Origin of the sequence: Methylomonas sp. MS20, from assembly GCF_050275925.1 — a bacterium.
In the GTDB taxonomy this organism is placed as follows: domain Bacteria; phylum Pseudomonadota; class Gammaproteobacteria; order Methylococcales; family Methylomonadaceae; genus Methylomonas; species Methylomonas koyamae_A.
On sequence record NZ_CP189962.1, the window covers coordinates 286,126 to 302,383 of the forward strand.

General features: G+C 56.3%; 13 protein-coding genes. 4 read left to right on the forward strand and 9 right to left on the reverse strand.

Translation table 11 applies throughout. From position 1 onward, the window contains the following. Nucleotides 1–5 precede the first annotated feature (5 nt). The 6 genes from ACQE3D_RS01260 to ACQE3D_RS01285 all read right to left on the reverse strand — a co-directional run bounded on the left by ACQE3D_RS01260 (nt 6) and on the right by ACQE3D_RS01285 (nt 6,800). Nucleotides 6–1,442, reverse strand: a complete 1,437-nt coding sequence (locus ACQE3D_RS01260) for a c-type cytochrome (RefSeq protein ID WP_313729313.1) — start codon at nt 1,440–1,442, stop codon at nt 6–8. A 386-nt stretch (nt 1,443–1,828) separates the two neighbouring features. Next, the gene (gene pqqA / locus ACQE3D_RS01265) at nt 1,829–1,903 is read right to left on the reverse strand and encodes a pyrroloquinoline quinone precursor peptide PqqA (protein WP_082885416.1); all 75 of its coding nucleotides are present in this window, start codon (nt 1,901–1,903) and stop codon (nt 1,829–1,831) included. Nucleotides 1,904–1,984: 81 nt separating this feature from the next. After that, nucleotides 1,985–2,464 (reverse strand): c-type cytochrome, encoded by a 480-nt coding sequence (locus ACQE3D_RS01270; protein ID WP_313729312.1) that lies wholly within the window; start codon nt 2,462–2,464, stop codon nt 1,985–1,987. Between the two features lie 19 nt (nt 2,465–2,483). Then, the gene (locus ACQE3D_RS01275; protein WP_313729311.1) at nt 2,484–3,344 is read right to left on the reverse strand and encodes a substrate-binding domain-containing protein; all 861 of its coding nucleotides are present in this window, start codon (nt 3,342–3,344) and stop codon (nt 2,484–2,486) included. A 29-nt stretch (nt 3,345–3,373) separates the two neighbouring features. Beyond that, nucleotides 3,374–5,170, reverse strand: coding sequence for a PQQ-dependent dehydrogenase, methanol/ethanol family (locus ACQE3D_RS01280; protein ID WP_313729310.1), 1,797 nt, complete (start codon nt 5,168–5,170; stop codon nt 3,374–3,376). Between the two features lie 838 nt (nt 5,171–6,008). Next, nucleotides 6,009–6,800 (reverse strand): RMD1 family protein, encoded by a 792-nt coding sequence (locus ACQE3D_RS01285; protein ID WP_071160347.1) that lies wholly within the window; start codon nt 6,798–6,800, stop codon nt 6,009–6,011. A gap of 105 nt (nt 6,801–6,905) precedes the next feature. Here ACQE3D_RS01285 and aroG point away from each other — a divergent pair, with 105 nt between their 5' ends. The 4 genes from aroG (at nt 6,906) to ACQE3D_RS01305 (ending at nt 11,753) form a co-directional block, all read left to right on the forward strand. After that, nucleotides 6,906–7,985, forward strand: a complete 1,080-nt coding sequence (aroG, locus tag ACQE3D_RS01290; protein ID WP_064026329.1) for a 3-deoxy-7-phosphoheptulonate synthase AroG — start codon at nt 6,906–6,908, stop codon at nt 7,983–7,985. A gap of 3 nt (nt 7,986–7,988) precedes the next feature. Further along, the gene (gene thiS, locus ACQE3D_RS01295) at nt 7,989–8,966 is read left to right on the forward strand and encodes a sulfur carrier protein ThiS (protein WP_064026327.1); all 978 of its coding nucleotides are present in this window, start codon (nt 7,989–7,991) and stop codon (nt 8,964–8,966) included. A gap of 1,132 nt (nt 8,967–10,098) precedes the next feature. Next, nucleotides 10,099–10,962, forward strand: coding sequence for a hypothetical protein (locus ACQE3D_RS01300; protein WP_313729309.1), 864 nt, complete (start codon nt 10,099–10,101; stop codon nt 10,960–10,962). Between the two features lie 590 nt (nt 10,963–11,552). Continuing rightward, on the forward strand, nt 11,553–11,753 hold the full coding sequence (locus ACQE3D_RS01305) for a (2Fe-2S)-binding protein (protein ID WP_064026320.1): 201 nt from the start codon (nt 11,553–11,555) through the stop codon (nt 11,751–11,753). 18 nt (nt 11,754–11,771) lie between these two features. Here ACQE3D_RS01305 and ACQE3D_RS01310 read toward each other — a convergent pair whose 3' ends face one another. The 3 genes from ACQE3D_RS01310 to metH all read right to left on the reverse strand — a co-directional run bounded on the left by ACQE3D_RS01310 (nt 11,772) and on the right by metH (nt 16,245). After that, entirely contained in the window at nt 11,772–12,002 is a 231-nt protein-coding gene (locus ACQE3D_RS01310) for a glutaredoxin family protein (RefSeq protein WP_313729308.1), read from the reverse strand. Beyond that, nucleotides 12,002–12,508 carry a TIGR00645 family protein gene (locus ACQE3D_RS01315; protein WP_197471737.1) on the reverse strand — a complete coding sequence of 169 codons (507 nt, stop codon included), beginning with the start codon at nt 12,506–12,508 and terminating at the stop codon, nt 12,002–12,004. Before ACQE3D_RS01315 ends, ACQE3D_RS01310 begins: the two co-directional genes overlap by 1 nt. Nucleotides 12,509–12,570: 62 nt before the next feature. Beyond that, nucleotides 12,571–16,245: a methionine synthase gene (metH, locus tag ACQE3D_RS01320; RefSeq protein ID WP_313729307.1), complete on the reverse strand. Its 3,675-nt coding sequence runs from the start codon at nt 16,243–16,245 to the stop codon at nt 12,571–12,573. Between the last annotated feature and the right edge of the window lie 13 nt (nt 16,246–16,258).

Genomic DNA, 16,258 nt, shown 5'->3' on the forward strand with positions numbered 1-16,258 from the left:
CCTGATTATGGATGAGTAAGATCGGGGATGCTGCCGTAGTGCGTCGAAGCGGCCACGTGATCGGGCTTGGGAATGCCGGTGACCTGAACGCCTTCATACGACTGGGCGCGGTTTTGCAGCGAAGCCAAATAAACCGCCAGCGCGGTCAGTTCTTCTTGGTTGCCTGGGAACGGCGGCATGAAATAGCGGGCGCCGTGCATGTTTTCCAGATAGGCCGCAATCACGTCGGCGTTCCAGCGCTGGTCGCCGTACATCCTGACCAACTGGGCGCGGATGCCGTTGACGCCCTTGACGGTGTGACAACGGGTACAGGTCAGTTGAAACACTTCGCGGCCGGCGATGGTTTGGTTGTCGGAGCGTATGTCGCGCACGCCGGCGTAAACCGCGTGCTTCAAAATTCCGTCGCGCCGCAGCAAGGGGTACTCGGCGACCCGTATGCCGTTGGCGTACATGTAGTTACCGATGATGAACGGCTTGCGGATGAACTCGCGGACCCGCTCGAACTGTCCCAGCATCACGCACAACACCAGCGCCGCCGCCACATACTGGCCGCCGTGCAAACGGCCGGGACGGCGCAGGCTGTCCGTCAGGACCCAGCCGACGAACAGCAGGCCGGCGATCAGCACCCATTTGAAATTGGCGAGCCAGTCGGTATAGGCCTGGGTGGTGATCGCGACCGGGATATTGGCCAGCATGTGCGCCGGCACCACGCTGGAATACCACCATGCGGCTATCGCCAGCAGACCGGTCCACAATGCGGTCCAAACGCATATCGTGCGCGCCAAGCCCTCTCGAAAAGCCGTGTCGTGGTCGGTAAACCAATAGCCGAACGCCATCATCGTCATGCCGCCCATGACCATGGCCAACGAGGTTCTAAAGGCCAATTGCGGCAAGTACATCGGATTGAACAGGCCGGCCCACAAGGACTGCCGTTCGTGCCAGTCGCCGGGGTCCATCATGAATCCGAGGATTGCGACGATGATGGCCATCGTAATCCACGAAAACGCCGCCAACATCACGCCAAAGCGCATATGGCGGCGTTTGGCTTGCGCCGATTCGGTCGAGTTCGGCCAGCTCAGGAAATACAGCATGATCAGCGAGACTTCGCTAACGAATACGATCCATTCGACGAACCAGCCCCAGAAAAACACCCGAATCAAACTGCCGATGGCCGCCGGATTGACCAAGGCCGCCGAAAACCAGATGCCGACGCCGGTCAACGCGCCGACCGTGGTTGTCACGATGAACACCACTTTCAACAAGCGGTAGGCCAACGTGTCCCAGCGCGGATCGCCGTGACGAATACCGGTGTATTCCAGCAGAACCACGATAGGCAGGGCGCCGATCGCGAAGGCATGATTAATCAGTACGTGCAGAATCGCATCGACCGCGATCAGCAGGCGGTTTCCGATGAAGTCGATATGAAATATTGGAAAATCCATGTAGGTCCCTAAGCAAAAGTCAGATTTGCCTCAGCCCAAGGCAAATGCCGTGCCTGTTTTGCCTAACGAGCCTGCCGCGCCGCGAGCTGCAAGGCTTGGCGTTGGCAACAAAAATTTCGCCCGGCAAAATGGGTCGCCATTTGTAGCGAATCGATTCGGCGAAATAGTGTAGAAACTGGACAGGTATGCAGAAATTAAACGGACAATAACTGCCCGATCCGTCGGGGAATCGCGGCGGCGGGCAAGGCCGGCCGAGTTCGGTATAACGCCGGTTTGGCCGGAAACCGGTTTTGGGTATCGTGGGCGCCCCAAAATTCGGTTGGCGGGATTCGAAAAGTCGAGCCGCCGGTTTGTGGGCCGACAGCTCGGGCTCGCTTAGAAAGCGTCTAACGGTTGTAAATGTACATCGTGACTTCGAAGCCGAAGCGCAAGTCTTGATAACGTGGTGTTTCCCATTTCATGTCGATGATCTCCTAATGAGTTTGCTTGTTAAATACTCGGTGCGACGCCGAACCGGCCGATTTGGTCGGTTCGGCGTTCGTCTATCGGCTGGGATGCGCTTCCCACCAATTGACGAAGGTTGGCTCCGATCCGGTTCCCAATAAGCGTAGATAGGCCGTCAGGTTGGCGAGATCGTTGGGGCACAAGTTGTTTTTGAACGACGGCATGCCCTCGCCTTCGCCTTGCGTTACCACCTCGGCGGTTTCGTCGGCTTCCCCGACCAAGCTCGGGCCCATCGCGCCGCCGTGACCGCCCATGCCGTGGCAGCTATAACAATTCATCCGCATGAAGGCTCTCCGGCCTTCGCCGGCGGCGTCCTGTGTCGGCGTGATGCATTGCGGCGGGGTGGTCAATTTCGGATCGGCCGCCACGCTGGTCCCGCCACCGGTGCCGGTCCGGCTGGAAGCCGTTTCCGAATAGCTGCCGCCCGTCTTGGGTCGATCCGCTCGCGCGGCGCCGATGCCGCCGACGATGAGCATCAAGCCCAAGGCGGCGCAACTGAGTGTCTGTAAAACTCGCATGATTGATTTACCTCTTATATCAATGGTTAGCGGCCACGCTATCCGTCGCGGATGGCGTTGAGCCGACGATAGGTTGGATGATCGGTACGCGGTAAGCCGCCAGAATCGCTTGGATCTCCGGCCGCTTTCGGGTCAGGCTGGCCGCTAAACGATCGGCCAGGGCCTGGTCGTCTTTGCGGACTCCCAGCGCGATGTCGAACGCAAACGGCATTTCCGGACTAGCGGAATCGGCCGGTACCGGCGCGACCTGGATTGCGTTGCCGTAAGGCTTGGCGAAATAACCGGCAATCGGCCCCCAGACCACGGCCAGATCGATCTCGCCGTTAGCAACGGCCCCCACGATCTCGCCCTGAGGGTTTTCCTGAGTTTCCTCCCCCCACATCGAATAGCCGACGATGTTTTCGACGATGCCTCGGCTAGCCAGCGCGTGCGCCGGCGGCGAATTGGCGCCGTCGTTGCCGATCGCATGCAGACCGATTTTCAGATCGTGCAAGCGCGGATCGTCGAACGACGAGATGTCCAAATGCCGGCCGGCAGGCGTCACGAAGGCGTAACCCGAGCGATAATACGGCGGGGTGGAGCGCACCCGTTCGTAACCGTGGGGCACGCCCATCACGACATCGCAATGACCGGCACCCAAGGTTTCCCGTATGAAACCCTGGCGTTGCTTTTGCCAGTAAAAGCTCAGCTTGGCCGGCAGATCGTTGGCTAACAACGCGGCGATCTTGTTTTCGAATCCCTCTTGATTGCGATTGGAAAACGGCAGATTGTCCGGGTCCGCGCACACCCGCAGCTCGGTTTCGGCCGAGGCTGGCGCGGCTAGACTGAATAGCGCCGTCAATAAAGCGATCGCGGCATTGCGACTGGAAGGTGGGTGCATGGCAGCTTTCTCCGTACCGATGAAGGACATCAGGGCAGTTTGTAAACGTGAACCCAACCGCCGTTACCGGTGGGGTGTTCGCCGCCGGAGTTGGCCGCGCACTTGTCGTCGCTGAATACCGCGATACGTTGCTTGCCGTCCGCGCCGGCAAAACTGATCGGGTTGCCGACCGTATTGCATTGCAGCGCGGCGCTAAACAACGGTGCACCGGTCTTGGCATCGACGGCTTTCAAAGCGGGTGCCTTGGTCGAGTAAAACACCACGCCGCCGGCCGTTGTCAGAGTACCCGCGTAGATCCAGGCTTGCTCCTTGACGCCCCAAAGTTTCTCGCCCTTGGTGGCGTCCCAGGCGATCAGCTCGCTGGCGTAACTGGTGTCCGAGGCTGGCCCGATGCTGTAATCGGTACCCATATAGGGTGCGCCGGAAATGAATTCGGCCTTCAATGCCTCTAAATTGCTGCACAGATTGAAGGTCGGCGCGTAGAACAATCCGGTTTTCGGCGAAAACGAAGCCGGTTCCCAACCCTTGCCGCCGAGCACCGACGGACAGATCTTCTCGGTCAGCACGCCTTGGTGGACGCGCATGTCTTCGTTGACATCCGGCAGTCCGGTCGCGGTATCGACTTCGTTGGCCCAGTTGACTTCATCCACGAATTGCGGCGCCAACAGCACTTCGCCGGTGGCCCGGTCAAAGGTATAGGCAAAACCGTTCTTATTGAAATGCACCAGCAATTTGTCATGGCGAACGCCGCCGACCGTGACGGTTTGATTGACCGCGATGGCCTCGCTGGCGGCGTCGTAGTCCCAACTGTCGTGTGGGGTAAACTGGTAGGCCCAGACCGCTTCGCCGGTATCCGGTTTTCTGGCGAAAACCGATGCGCCCCATTTATTGGCGCACTTTTGCGGGTCCTTGGCATACGCGGTTTGGTCGCAGCGCATATCGGCGTTCCACACGCCCGGCTGGCTGGTGCCGTAGAACAGCAAGTCCAGCTCGGGATCGTAGGTCAAATAACCCCAGGCGGCGCTACCGCCCAATAGATAGGCGCGCTGGTTGGGCCAACTGGTCGCGCCCTGGTCGACTTGACCCTTGTAATAGACCGAATTGTCGCGGAAGTTTTGGCCGATCAGCACGTCCTTGTCGGGACCCGTGTTATAGGCGCGCCATAAGGCTTTGCCGGTTTTCAGATCGAGCGCCTGAATCCAGCCGCGCACGCCCATCTCGCCGCTGGAAGACGCCGTAATCACCTTGCCTTTGGCAATAATGGGCGCGACGGTCATCGTCACGCCGGTATGCGGATCGGCCAAACGATTGCGCCAGACTTCCTTGCCGGTGACCGCGTCGACCGCCACGGTGGTGTTATCGAGCAGGTTGAAGACGATTTTACCGTCGGCGTAGGCCGCGCCGCGATTGATGCCGCCGCAGCAATTGGCGCCCTTGGCGTATTCGCTGATGTTTGGGGCGTAGGCCCATTTGGGTTTGCCGGTGGTGAGATCGTACGCGATCAATTTGTTGGGAAACGGTGTGACGACGTACAGCGTTTTACCGACCACCAATGGTTCACCCATGTGGCTGCCGTGAGTGCCGGTTTTAAAGGCAAATTCTTCTTTTAATTTCGCGGCGTTGGCGGGGGTAATGTCGGCCAGCTCGCTATAGCGTATGCCTTCCGGCGTACCGCCGGCGGTGGTCCACTCGGCGCCGGCGCCGGTTTGCGCCGACGCGGTTTGCGCGGCCAACAGTCCGGCCCCAAACAGCAGGGCGGTGATCGGCGTCGTTCGCCGATTTCGGCTGAGCTTTGAATTACGACAAAGCGGGTTGTCAGTGGTCATTGAATGGCCTCCTTCTAATGGTTTAACGGTCGAAAAGGCAATAACGAAATCAGCGGAAAATCGCGAGAAATGAATATCGAAATTCGTTTCGATAACTGATGACGTCGAGTCCCTTCGAATTTGTGAGAAAACAAACCTAGTGTTTAGGCGTGAATGCGCCGATATCGGAAAACGATCGGGCATATTCAGAATATCGAGCTGGAATGAATGTTTTGTTAATGCGGGATTAAATCCAAATTAAAACCGGGATTTTTTCCTATTGACAGGGTTGGCTTGAATGCTTGCGCTGGCTAAAAACTCTATATAGCTGATTTGTATTGGTTATTTCTAATTGACTGGCGGCGGATTGGTGGCTCGGCACGAATTGGGCTTTGCCGGTAATTGAAATGCCACGGAATTTTAATTTGAGTGGTTCGGTGTCGAATAACTTTGAAAATACTCCGCCCCATTATCCCATTTAATTAATTCTGGTTCAGGATTGGCACAGTAAGCCGGTAGAATAAATTCAAGCTTAAAACTCTATTAGAATTTTATTAAAATCGCTTGGTCGGCAATCGGCAAATTGTGCCGGCGATCTATCGTTACCAATATCAATCCAAGGCAATCTCGGTTTAACGGGGCCGTTACCGCGCGGCGTTTGCCGCCCCATAAAACCCAAGCCAATTAATGGCAGCAAGAGCGAGGACTTGAGAAAACGCAGCCGAATATTGGTGCGCTAGTCAGGAGGCGAGCGTAGCGCTTTAGTCGGATAGTGAGAGATAGTTTGGTGCTGGAGCGGACCCGCTTTACTCAATGGCGGCGAGCGGTTCCGAGTGGGGGGCGGTCGGGAAATCTCCGTTTAAAGCAGCCTATCCAGAATCGACATCACAATCTCGACCGCGATCAGCCAGATGATGATCCATTCCAGCGCCGAGGAATGCTGGTGCTTTTGTTCGTCGGCCAGCATCTCCAGCAGTTCGTGTATCGTTTCCAGTTTTTTCGACAGTACTTCGGTGCGCGGCGCGACTTCCAGATAATTGGCGGCCATCGAATACATGCTCTGATATTCCGGGTGTTCCCAGAAGAATTCCGGGGTATCGAGCAAATCGTAGTTCAGGATGATGTCGCTCTTGGTTAGGAACAACTGGCCGCGGATCATTGCCATCGCCTGGCGGTTGAGCTTGATTTTGCCTTCGCGAGCCAGCGATCGGGGCAGGTGAGCGGTCGCGCGGATTGTGTCGATGGCGTGGCCTTCGAAGGCCGCCAGTTTGATCGACTGGGCCATCGCGTGCGACAAGGCCAACAAGACCAGGAAGTCGCCGGATTGTAATTCGATATGATCGTGTTGAAAACGATCCTGCTCACAGTCGGTTTCGTAGCTGAAATTGTCTTCCGGCGGTTCGTCGGCCGGCGTCGTCGCATATTCGAGCAACAACTCTTGCAAGCCGTGGCGCTCGTCCAGAGCGACGTTCCAGTAAACCACGACGCCGTAGGAAAATACCACCGCGCAACCGGTTTTGTAATCCACGATCAGCGCGTTCCGAAATACTTGAGTGCGCCGGGTGTCGAGCAGTTTTTCGCGCAGATCGGCAAAACGGAACGATTGCGCCAGGCAGACGGTCATGCAGCGCTTAACGATACGATTTTCCATGGTCAGGTCGATTTCCGTTACAGGCTTAGCATTACTTTGTATCACAGGCGGCGCAAAGGTTAAAATAGCGGTTTTCGACCATTCATCGAGCCTACGGCCACGCTTATGCCTACCCACTATAACACCGACGATTTAAGAATTTGCGACACCAAGGATGTCGTAGCGCCGATTCAGGTTCATGAAGAGATCCCGATGACCGAATTCGCCGCCGCCAATATTCTGAAGACCCGCGCGGCGATTCACGACATTTTGTACGGCAACGACGACCGGCTGTTGGTCGTCATCGGCCCTTGTTCGATACACGATCCGGAAGCGGCGGTGGAATACGCCCGGCGTCTGAAGTTGGAAATCGAGCGCCTGGAGCGAGACCTGGTGATCGTGATGCGGGTCTACTTCGAAAAGCCGCGTACCACGGTGGGCTGGAAGGGTTTGATCAACGACCCGGATTTGAACAGCAGCTTCAACATCAACAAAGGCTTGCGGATGGCGCGCAAGGTGTTGTCCGACGTCAACAATCTGGGCGTGCCGGCCGCGACCGAATACCTGGACTTGATTACGCCGCAGTACGTGTCCGACCTGATCTCCTGGGGCGCGATCGGCGCCCGTACCACCGAAAGCCAGGTACACCGGGAGCTGGCTTCCGGATTGTCTTGTCCGGTCGGCTTCAAGAACGCCACCGACGGTGGCGTCAAAATTGCGATCGACGCGATCAACGCCGCAATGAGTCCGCACCACTTCCTGTCGCTGACCAAGGAAGGCCGTTCGGCGATTTTTTCGACCCGCGGCAACGAAGACGCCCACATCATCCTGCGCGGCGGCAATAATCGTCCCAACTACGACGAAGTCAGCGTCCAGCAAGTCGCCGAAGGTCTGGAAGACGCCGGCCTGCGCCCCAATATCATGATCGATTTCAGCCACGCCAACTGCCAGAAGAAATACGAACGGCAAATGTTGGTGGCGCAGGACGTGGCCGGGCAAATCCGCCAGGGCGATCGCCGCATCGTCGGCATCATGGCGGAAAGCCATCTGGTCGAAGGCCGCCAGGATGTCGAAGACGGCAAGGCGTTGGTCTTCGGCCAAAGCATTACCGACCCCTGCCTGGGTTGGGACGATACCGTCAAATTACTTAACGATTTGGCCGGCGCCGTCGAACGCCGCCGTGCCGCGACTACATCGAAGGTTTAACGCATGAAAATACAAGTCAACGGCGACAGCCGCGAAGTGGCCGATAATACCTCGGTCGCCGACGTCATCGCCGATTTGGGTCTGACCGGCAAACGCATCGCCGTCGAATTGAATCTGGAAATCCTGCCGTTTACCCAGCACGGCCAACACGCGTTGAAGGACGGCGACCGCCTGGAAATCGTTCACGCCATCGGCGGCGGTCAGGACGATTATTTCACGCTGGCCGGCAAGCAATACCGCTCCAGGCTGTTGGTCGGCACCGGCAAATACCGGGATCTGGACGAAACCCGCGATGCGATTGCGGCCAGCGGCGCCGAAATCGTCACCGTGGCGATTCGCCGTACCAACATCGGCCAAAATCCGGGCGAACCGAATCTACTGGACGTGATTTCGCCGGACAAATACACGATATTGCCCAACACCGCCGGCTGCTATACCGCCGACGACGCGGTGCGCACCTGCCGTCTGGCCCGCGAGTTGTTGGGCGGTCACAAGTTGGTCAAGCTGGAAGTGCTGGCCGACCAATTGACCCTGTTTCCCGATGTTGCCGAAACCTTTGTTGCTGCGGAATTGCTGGTCAAGGACGGTTTCGACGTGATGGTGTACACCAACGACGACCCGATCGCCGCCAAGCGCCTGGAAGACATCGGCTGCGTCGCGGTGATGCCGTTGGCCGCGCCGATCGGTTCCGGCCTGGGCATCCGCAATCCCTACAATATCCTGACCATCGTTGAAAACGCCAAGGTGCCAATTTTGGTCGATGCCGGCGTCGGCACCGCTTCCGATGCGGCCATCGCGATGGAATTGGGTTGCGACGGCGTATTAATGAACACCGCGATCGCCGCCGCGAAAAACCCGGTGCTGATGGCCTCGGCGATGAAAAAAGGCATCGAGGCCGGCCGCGAAGCCTTCTTGGCCGGCCGCATGCCGCGCAAGCGTTTCGCCTCGGCCTCGTCGCCGATCGACGGCTTGTTTTTATAAGCCGGCGCCTGGCGGCCGTCGCTCGCTACGCCGGCTTGTACGGCTGGCGCGGGCGACCTCGATCCATCACCCTAAAAAGAGCAGTTTGGCGATGAAAAATCCCGTTCGTCCTGAGTTTGTCGAAGGGCGTGCGGGATTTTTCATTCACCCGTTTGGCGAGTGTATTGCGAGCCGTACATCATGCTTCGACAGGGCTCTCATGAGCGCAGCCGAAGGACTCAGCACGAACGGCCCGCAATACACGCAAACTACCCTTTTTAGGATCACGCGGTAAAAGCGGCGATTTGCAAAGTCGGCTTGAACTGAAAACCGCCGAATTTCAATTTTCCTGCCCTTTCTGCCGAGCCGGTTTAGCCCGAACCGGCCGCCGGCAACCCATCGGACCGGGAAACACTCGCCCGGCCTAAGCCAGTCTCACCCCGGCAAGGCCGGCCCGAGGTCATCGGTCTTTCCGTGCCGTGCTTCCAAGCTTCCGTGCCGTGCTTCCAAGCTTCCGTGACGTGCTTCCAGCGTTCCGTGACTTGCTTCCAGCGTTCCGTGACGTCCTTCCAACCTTCCGTGACGTGCTTCCAAAGTTCCGTGTCGTGTTTCTACGGCTCCGTGAAACCGGAATCGCCGGAAGCCTTGCCAGCTGTGGGCTGCGGCGGTTTTCCCCCAACGTTGGAAACACGCGTAAAAACCGTTCCGGGACGGCCTTCCCGGCCGGGGTGCCGTCAGCCGCTTTGAAACGCGCGTGGATTCGTTGACCAGGTAGCTAACGTAACCTGAGCGGCTAATGCCATAGCCGATGCGCACGCTGCTTGAGCGTTGGATAAGGTAACCTATACACCGGATACAGCACGGTAAGGCCGCTAGTGTGCTCACGCGGATATTTTTCGATGCGCTATGATTCAGCACACTGCGGTACGGAATTTTAGCGGGTGGCTTGCGATCCGTTGCGGACTATCGGTTGATCTGATTCAATGACGGCAGTCTGGCCATTGCCAGTCATTATTTCATCGTCGAATGATATATAGAAAGGAAGATCGTATTCTAATCAATAAATTATCGTGCCGAAGATCGTTTTTCTGTAGATATACGGAAACTACTTAATTCCTTGTTGGGCATCAGCTATCACTCCTTGGCCTCTCTCATGACCGAATCAACTACTTCATCGACCGCCCTTCCGCTCAGTCGCCGAATTCTGTATGCGGTCGCGGACTGGGCACTGCTTGTCGCGGGCCTGGCCAATCTCGCGGTGGGAACCTTCGCAGCGTTCCACGACTCGGCGGCGATAGCTGCCACGTCTCTCGCAGCCGGCCTTGTACTCCTTTTTGCCGCAACTATTGACCGCTTCGAATCATTGAAGGGTCTAGGTATCGAGGCCAAAACCAAGCAACTCGATCAAAAGATCATCCAAGCCGATGAAGCGTTGCGACGGTTACGCGAAATGACCGAGATTACCGGTGCAGCACTGATCGACTTAAACAGCAAGATGGGACGATGGGACTCCGCTCCTGGACCGCGTGAGTCGATTGCCTTTGCGGATCGCGTTCGACAGATCATGAAGAATCTCGGCTCTAGCGAAGAGATTATTGCGTCTGTGTTACGTCCTTGGGCTAAGACTCTTTGCTTTGACATGGCTCGCGTACAAGCGCATGAATTGGAAAAGCTACTACAGGCTCGTTTGGCGGCACTGGAGTCCGAACGTCAAAAGATCAAGCAGCCCAGAAACCCGGACGACCCACTCTTCAACCAACTGACTTCCAAGATTCGGGCAATAGGTGAATTTCAGGCGTCACGACTCAACAACATGCGTCGACTAGAACTGGAAGACTATCCACACAAATTCATGGAAATATTTGACGATGTGCCAGAGGTAGAAGCAGCCGAGGTCGATGCGCTACGTACCGCCGCAGCGCGCTTTGCATCCGGTATGGCCTCGCTCCGCGAATCCAGGTTGTTGCCGGACTCTGAGTTGTGGATTGACGTACTTGCCAAAGGAAGGGGCCGCTGATGCCCAACCCTGCGGTCAACCGGACCTGCGCGAAAAGCTGCGCAGGCCGGTTACCTTGAACGTGTGTGCCGGGCATGGCACGTTACTATGTCGGTGAACGCCGTCAGCCAGGTTTTCGTAGAGCCGAAGGCTAGGGAAACGGCAAGGGCGTTGTCGTGAGGCAGTCCGGTAGGGTGGGCACGGTTTTTGTGCCCACGCGGATTTTAACGGTGGGCAAATTTGCCCACCCTACATCTGCTAAAAGCAAGTAGCCTCGATGGAATCGAGGATTCAAAGGCCGACACCCTTTCAATTGCCGATTTTGGTTTGATGACGGGTTGGCCGCCCTTCGATTCCGCTAACGCTGCATCAAGGCTACGCAAGACCTGCAACGCTATCTGGCCGAGTACTACCAGGCAGCTATCTATTCAAATGTGGAAGCTGGCAAAATAGGGTCGTACGATGCGATAAACAACATGCATCGCCCCCCCACCAAATTTTGCAAACACCCAAAACCTCGGAGCGGCGGCGGCCGGGATTCGGTAATATAGGGGCTGCCGCGCTTGACGGCCAACAAGCCATATCAACATCATAGCCTCGGAACATTCAGCATGAGCCTCGACCAGGACGACGTCCTTTGTTTTTGTAGCGGTACCACTCGCCGCCAGATCGAACAACTGATCGCCGACGGCATAAGCGATCCCGAGCGAGTGTCTCGTATCACCGGCGCCGCATCCGGTTGTGGCGGTTGCGAGTACGAATTCGAGCAGTTGTTTAAAGCCGAAGCTCGCCGGGCGGCCGGCGGCGCATAAGCGGGGTCGCGGAGGCGGTTAGCGTTCGGCCAAGAACGCGGCGACCTGCTCTGCGTTGAACGGCCAGTTCAGTTCCGTACCGTCGGCCGGGTCGCGCAGTACCGGAATCCGAAGCGCATAATGTTGATAGACCGCGTCGTCGTTTAGTATCTCTTGTTTTACGAAGTGCGCGCCGGCCCGAGCCAACAGCGTTTCGGCATCCTCGCACAAATGACAGCCGTCGCTGCCGTACAAAATCAATTCCGCCATCAGTGTTTGGAAATCTTGTCCAGGTAGCCCATGAAGAAGGCCGACACCACCAGCGTCAGGTGAATGATCACGTACCACTGCAATTTGTCGGTTTCGGTGGCGTGCAGATTCATGAAAATTTTCAGCAGATGAATCGACGAAATCGCCACGATGGACGAAGTGACCTTGGTTTTCAACGAGCCGTAGTCGTGGGTGCCTAGCCACTCCAGCTTTTCGGTGTCGGACTCGATGTCCATCCGCGACACGAAGTTTTCATAGCCGCTGAACATCACGATCACGGTCAGGCTGCCGACCAAGGCCAGGTCGATGAAGGTCAGCAATTTCAGGATGATTTCGGTATCCGGCAAGTCCATGACGTGCGGGATGAAATGCCAAAGCTCCTGAAAGAACTTGACGGCCAACACAGCCAGAATCAGCGTCATACCGAAATAAATCGGCGCCATGATCCAGCGGCTGGCGTACATGGTGCGTTCCAGAAAATGTTCGATGCGTTTTGGGGTGCTCATAGTCGTCTTGGGTCGCCGAGCTAAAGACCGAAAATCAGAGCCGGTCTCTAACTCAGCCAAGCTTAGTGGTTTAAATGTGCCGCCAGCCAACGTTCGGCCACTTCGACGTTGATGCCTTTGCGCCGCGCATAATCTTCCAGTTGGTCGCGATCGATTTTGCCGACATTGAAATACTGCGACTGCGGATGCGAGAAATACCAACCGCTGACCGCCGCGGTTGGGTACATCGCGAAGTTTTCGGTCAGTTCTATCGTAGTATTTTCGGTAACGTTGAGTAATTCGAATAACTTGGCCTTTTCGGTGTGATCGGGGCAAGCGGGATAGCCGGGCGCCGGACGGATGCCCTGATACGCTTCTTCGATCAGGGCATGGTTGTCGTACTTTTCGTCTTCGGCATAACCCCAATAATCGCGGCGCACGGTTTGATGCATGTATTCCGCAAAGGCTTCGGCCAAACGGTCGGCTAATGCTTTCAGCATAATAGAACTGTAGTCGTCGTGATCTTTTTCGAATTCGGCGAGTTTGGTTTCGATGCCGATACCTGAGGTAACCGCAAAGCCGCCCAGATAATCGGCAATGCCGCTGCCGACCGGCGCGATAAAGTCGGACAAACAGTAATTGGGCCGACCCGGTGCCTTGACGTTTTGCTGCCGCAAATGATGCAACACTGCGCGTTGCTCGGTCCGGCTGTCGTCGGTATACAGCACGATGTCGTCACCGTCGCTATTGGCGGGAAAGAAACCGATCACGGCTTTGGCGGTCAGCCATTGCTCGCTGACCAGTTGTTGCAACATTTTTTGCGCATCTTCGAATAACTTCGCGGCTTCGACGCCAACCACGTGGTCATTGAGGATGGCCGGGTAGCTGCCGGATAACTCCCAAGTCTGGAAGAATGGCGACCAGTCGATGTAGCCAACCAATGTTTCCAGCGGCAAATCAGTGACGACCTTGGTACCCAAAAATTTAGGCTTAACCGGCTGGTGGTCGGCGTAATCGAATCGATTTTTCCGTGCACCCGCCAAATCGTGCTGTGGATTCTTGGCTTGCCGGCCTTTATGGCGTTCGCGCACCAAGGCATATTCTTCGCGGGTTTTTTCGACGAAGTCGGCTCGCAAGTCTTCGCTTAACAGCGCACTAACGACGCCGACACCGCGCGAAGCATCGGTGACATAAACGGTCGGCGCGGCTTGGTAATTGGGTTCGATTTTGACAGCCGTGTGGGCGCGCGACGTGGTGGCGCCGCCTATCATCAAGGGGATTGTAAAACCCTGCCTCTGCATTTCCTTGGCGACGTGTACCATTTCATCCAACGATGGGGTAATCAAACCACTGAGACCAATTACATCGACTTTTTCGTCACGCGCGGTTTTCAAAATGGTTTCAGCGGGAACCATCACGCCCAAGTCGATAACTTCGTAGTTATTACATTGCAGAACCACGGCGACGATGTTTTTGCCAATATCGTGTACATCACCCTTTACCGTGGCCATCAGCACCTTGCCGTTGGTTTGCCGTTCGCTGCCATCGACTTCCGCATCCATAAACGGCATCAGATAGGCTACGGCTTTTTTCATGACCCGCGCCGACTTGACCACCTGCGGCAGGAACATCTTACCCTCGCCGAACAAGTCGCCGACGACATTCATGCCGTCCATCAACGGCCCTTCGATGACATGCAGCGGTTTTTCGGCTGCCAGCCTTGCTGCTTCGGTATCTTCTTCAATGTAATCGGCAATACCTTTCACCAACGCGTGTTCCAAACGCTTACTGACTGGCCATTCGCGCCATTCCAGGGTTTCCACCTTAGCTGCCTGGCCACTGCCGCGATATTTTTCGGCAATTTCGAGTAGTTTTTCAGTGCCTTCAGGCGTGCGATTCAGGATAACGTCTTCGACGGCGTTACGCAGTTCTTCCGGAATATCGGCGTAAATAGCCAACTGTCCGGCGTTGACGATACCCATGTCCATACCGGCGTGGACAGCGTGATACAGGAACACCGCGTGTATCGCTTCCCGCACCGGGTTGTTACCGCGAAAGGAAAACGAGACGTTAGAAACGCCGCCGGAAACCAAAGCATGCGGCAGGGTTTGTTTGATGATGCGGGTAGCTTCGATAAAGTCGACACCATAGTTGTTGTGCTCTTCGATGCCAGTGGCGACTGCGAAGATATTTGGGTCGAAGATGATGTCTTCTGGCGGGAAGCCAATTTGTTCAGTCAAAATCTTATACGCGCGGCTGCAGATTTCCACCTTGCGCGCCATCGTATCGGCCTGGCCTTGCTCGTCGAAAGCCATCACAATTACCGCCGCACCGTAGCGGCGCACCAGCTTGGCGTGTTCGATGAACAGTTCTTCGCCTTCCTTGATCGAAATCGAGTTGACAATGCCTTTACCCTGAATACATTTCAGCCCGGCTTCCAGAATCTCCCATTTTGAGGAGTCCAGCATGATCGGTACTTTAGCGATATCCGGTTCGGCAGCTAGCAAATTCAAAAACCGCACCATCGCCGCTTTCGAATCCAGCATGCCTTCGTCCATGTTGATGTCGATAATTTGCGCGCCGTTTTCGACTTGCTGTTTGGCAACCTCCAAGGCTTCTTCGTAGCGTTCTTCAATGATCATTTTTTTGAAGATCGCCGAACCGGTGACGTTGGTACGCTCGCCGACGTTAACGAATAAAGTTTCCGGCCCGATGCTCATCGCTTCCAGTCCGGCCAGGTGGCAGCGCTTTTCCAACTCGGGAATCTTACGCGGCGGATATTTGCTTAACGCGGCTACAATGGCGCGGATGGTATCCGGCGAGGTGCCGCAGCATCCACCAATAATGTTCAAATAGCCACTGGCGGCCCAGTCGGCCAATTCGGCGGCCATCATTTCCGGCGTTTCGTCGTACTCGCCGAATTCGTTGGGCAGGCCGGCGTTAGGGTGCGCGGAAACGTAGGTATCGGCGATATTGGAAAGTTCTTCGATGTACTGGCGCAGTTCCTGGGCGCCCAATGCGCAGTTGAAGCCGATAGAGATAGGCTGCACGTGTTTCAGCGAATACCAGAATGCGGCGGCGGTTTGTCCGGACAGGGTGCGGCCGGAGGCGTCGGTAATGGTGCCGGAGATCATTACCGGCAATTTGTAGCCGAGTTTGTCGAAGGTTTGTTCGACCGCGAAAATCGCGGCCTTGGCATTCAGCGTATCGAATACGGTTTCGATCAGGATGATGTCGGCACCGCCATCGATCAGACCTTCAGTCGCTTCGCTGTAAGCAGAGACCAGATCGTCGAAGGTAATATTGCGGAAGCCGGGATCGTTGACGTCGGGCGACATCGACGAGGTGCGGTTGGTCGGGCCCAATACACCGGCGACGAAACGCGGCTTGTCCGGCGTGAGCGCGCTGGCCTCCAAGGCGGCTTGCTTGGCAACCCGCGCGGATGCGACGTTGATCTCGTAAGCCAGGTCTTCCATCCGGTAATCGGCCATCGCGATTCGGGTGGAATTGAAGGTATTGGTTTCCAGTATATCGGTGCCGGCGTCCAAATACGCCTTATGTATCGCCTTGATGATGTCGGGCTGGGTGATCGACAGTAAATCGTTGTTGCCCTTCAGGTCGACCGGCCAATCGGCAAAACGCGCGCCACGATAATCCTTTTCGCTCAGCTTGTAGCTCTGTATCATGGTGCCCATTGCACCGTCCAGAAACAGTATCCGTTGTGACAAGAGCTCGTGTAATGGTTGTGTTCTGTTCATCGATCCGAAGAAT

What these genes read in the sequence shown, in the direction of transcription:
- ACQE3D_RS01260 (WP_313729313.1), bottom strand. Translation starts at nt 1,442, where the DNA reads ATGGATTTTCCAATATTTCATATCGACTTCATCGGAAACCGCCTGCTG.
- ACQE3D_RS01270 (WP_313729312.1), bottom strand. Translation starts at nt 2,464, where the DNA reads ATGCGAGTTTTACAGACACTCAGTTGCGCCGCCTTGGGCTTGATGCTC.
- ACQE3D_RS01275 (WP_313729311.1), bottom strand. Translation starts at nt 3,344, where the DNA reads ATGCACCCACCTTCCAGTCGCAATGCCGCGATCGCTTTATTGACGGCG.
- ACQE3D_RS01280 (WP_313729310.1), bottom strand. Translation starts at nt 5,170, where the DNA reads ATGACCACTGACAACCCGCTTTGTCGTAATTCAAAGCTCAGCCGAAAT.
- ACQE3D_RS01285 (WP_071160347.1), bottom strand. Translation starts at nt 6,800, where the DNA reads ATGGAAAATCGTATCGTTAAGCGCTGCATGACCGTCTGCCTGGCGCAA.
- aroG (WP_064026329.1), top strand. Translation starts at nt 6,906, where the DNA reads ATGCCTACCCACTATAACACCGACGATTTAAGAATTTGCGACACCAAG.
- thiS (WP_064026327.1), top strand. Translation starts at nt 7,989, where the DNA reads ATGAAAATACAAGTCAACGGCGACAGCCGCGAAGTGGCCGATAATACC.
- ACQE3D_RS01300 (WP_313729309.1), top strand. Translation starts at nt 10,099, where the DNA reads ATGACCGAATCAACTACTTCATCGACCGCCCTTCCGCTCAGTCGCCGA.
- ACQE3D_RS01305 (WP_064026320.1), top strand. Translation starts at nt 11,553, where the DNA reads ATGAGCCTCGACCAGGACGACGTCCTTTGTTTTTGTAGCGGTACCACT.
- ACQE3D_RS01310 (WP_313729308.1), bottom strand. Translation starts at nt 12,002, where the DNA reads ATGGCGGAATTGATTTTGTACGGCAGCGACGGCTGTCATTTGTGCGAG.
- ACQE3D_RS01315 (WP_197471737.1), bottom strand. Translation starts at nt 12,508, where the DNA reads ATGAGCACCCCAAAACGCATCGAACATTTTCTGGAACGCACCATGTAC.
- metH (WP_313729307.1), bottom strand. Translation starts at nt 16,245, where the DNA reads ATGAACAGAACACAACCATTACACGAGCTCTTGTCACAACGGATACTG.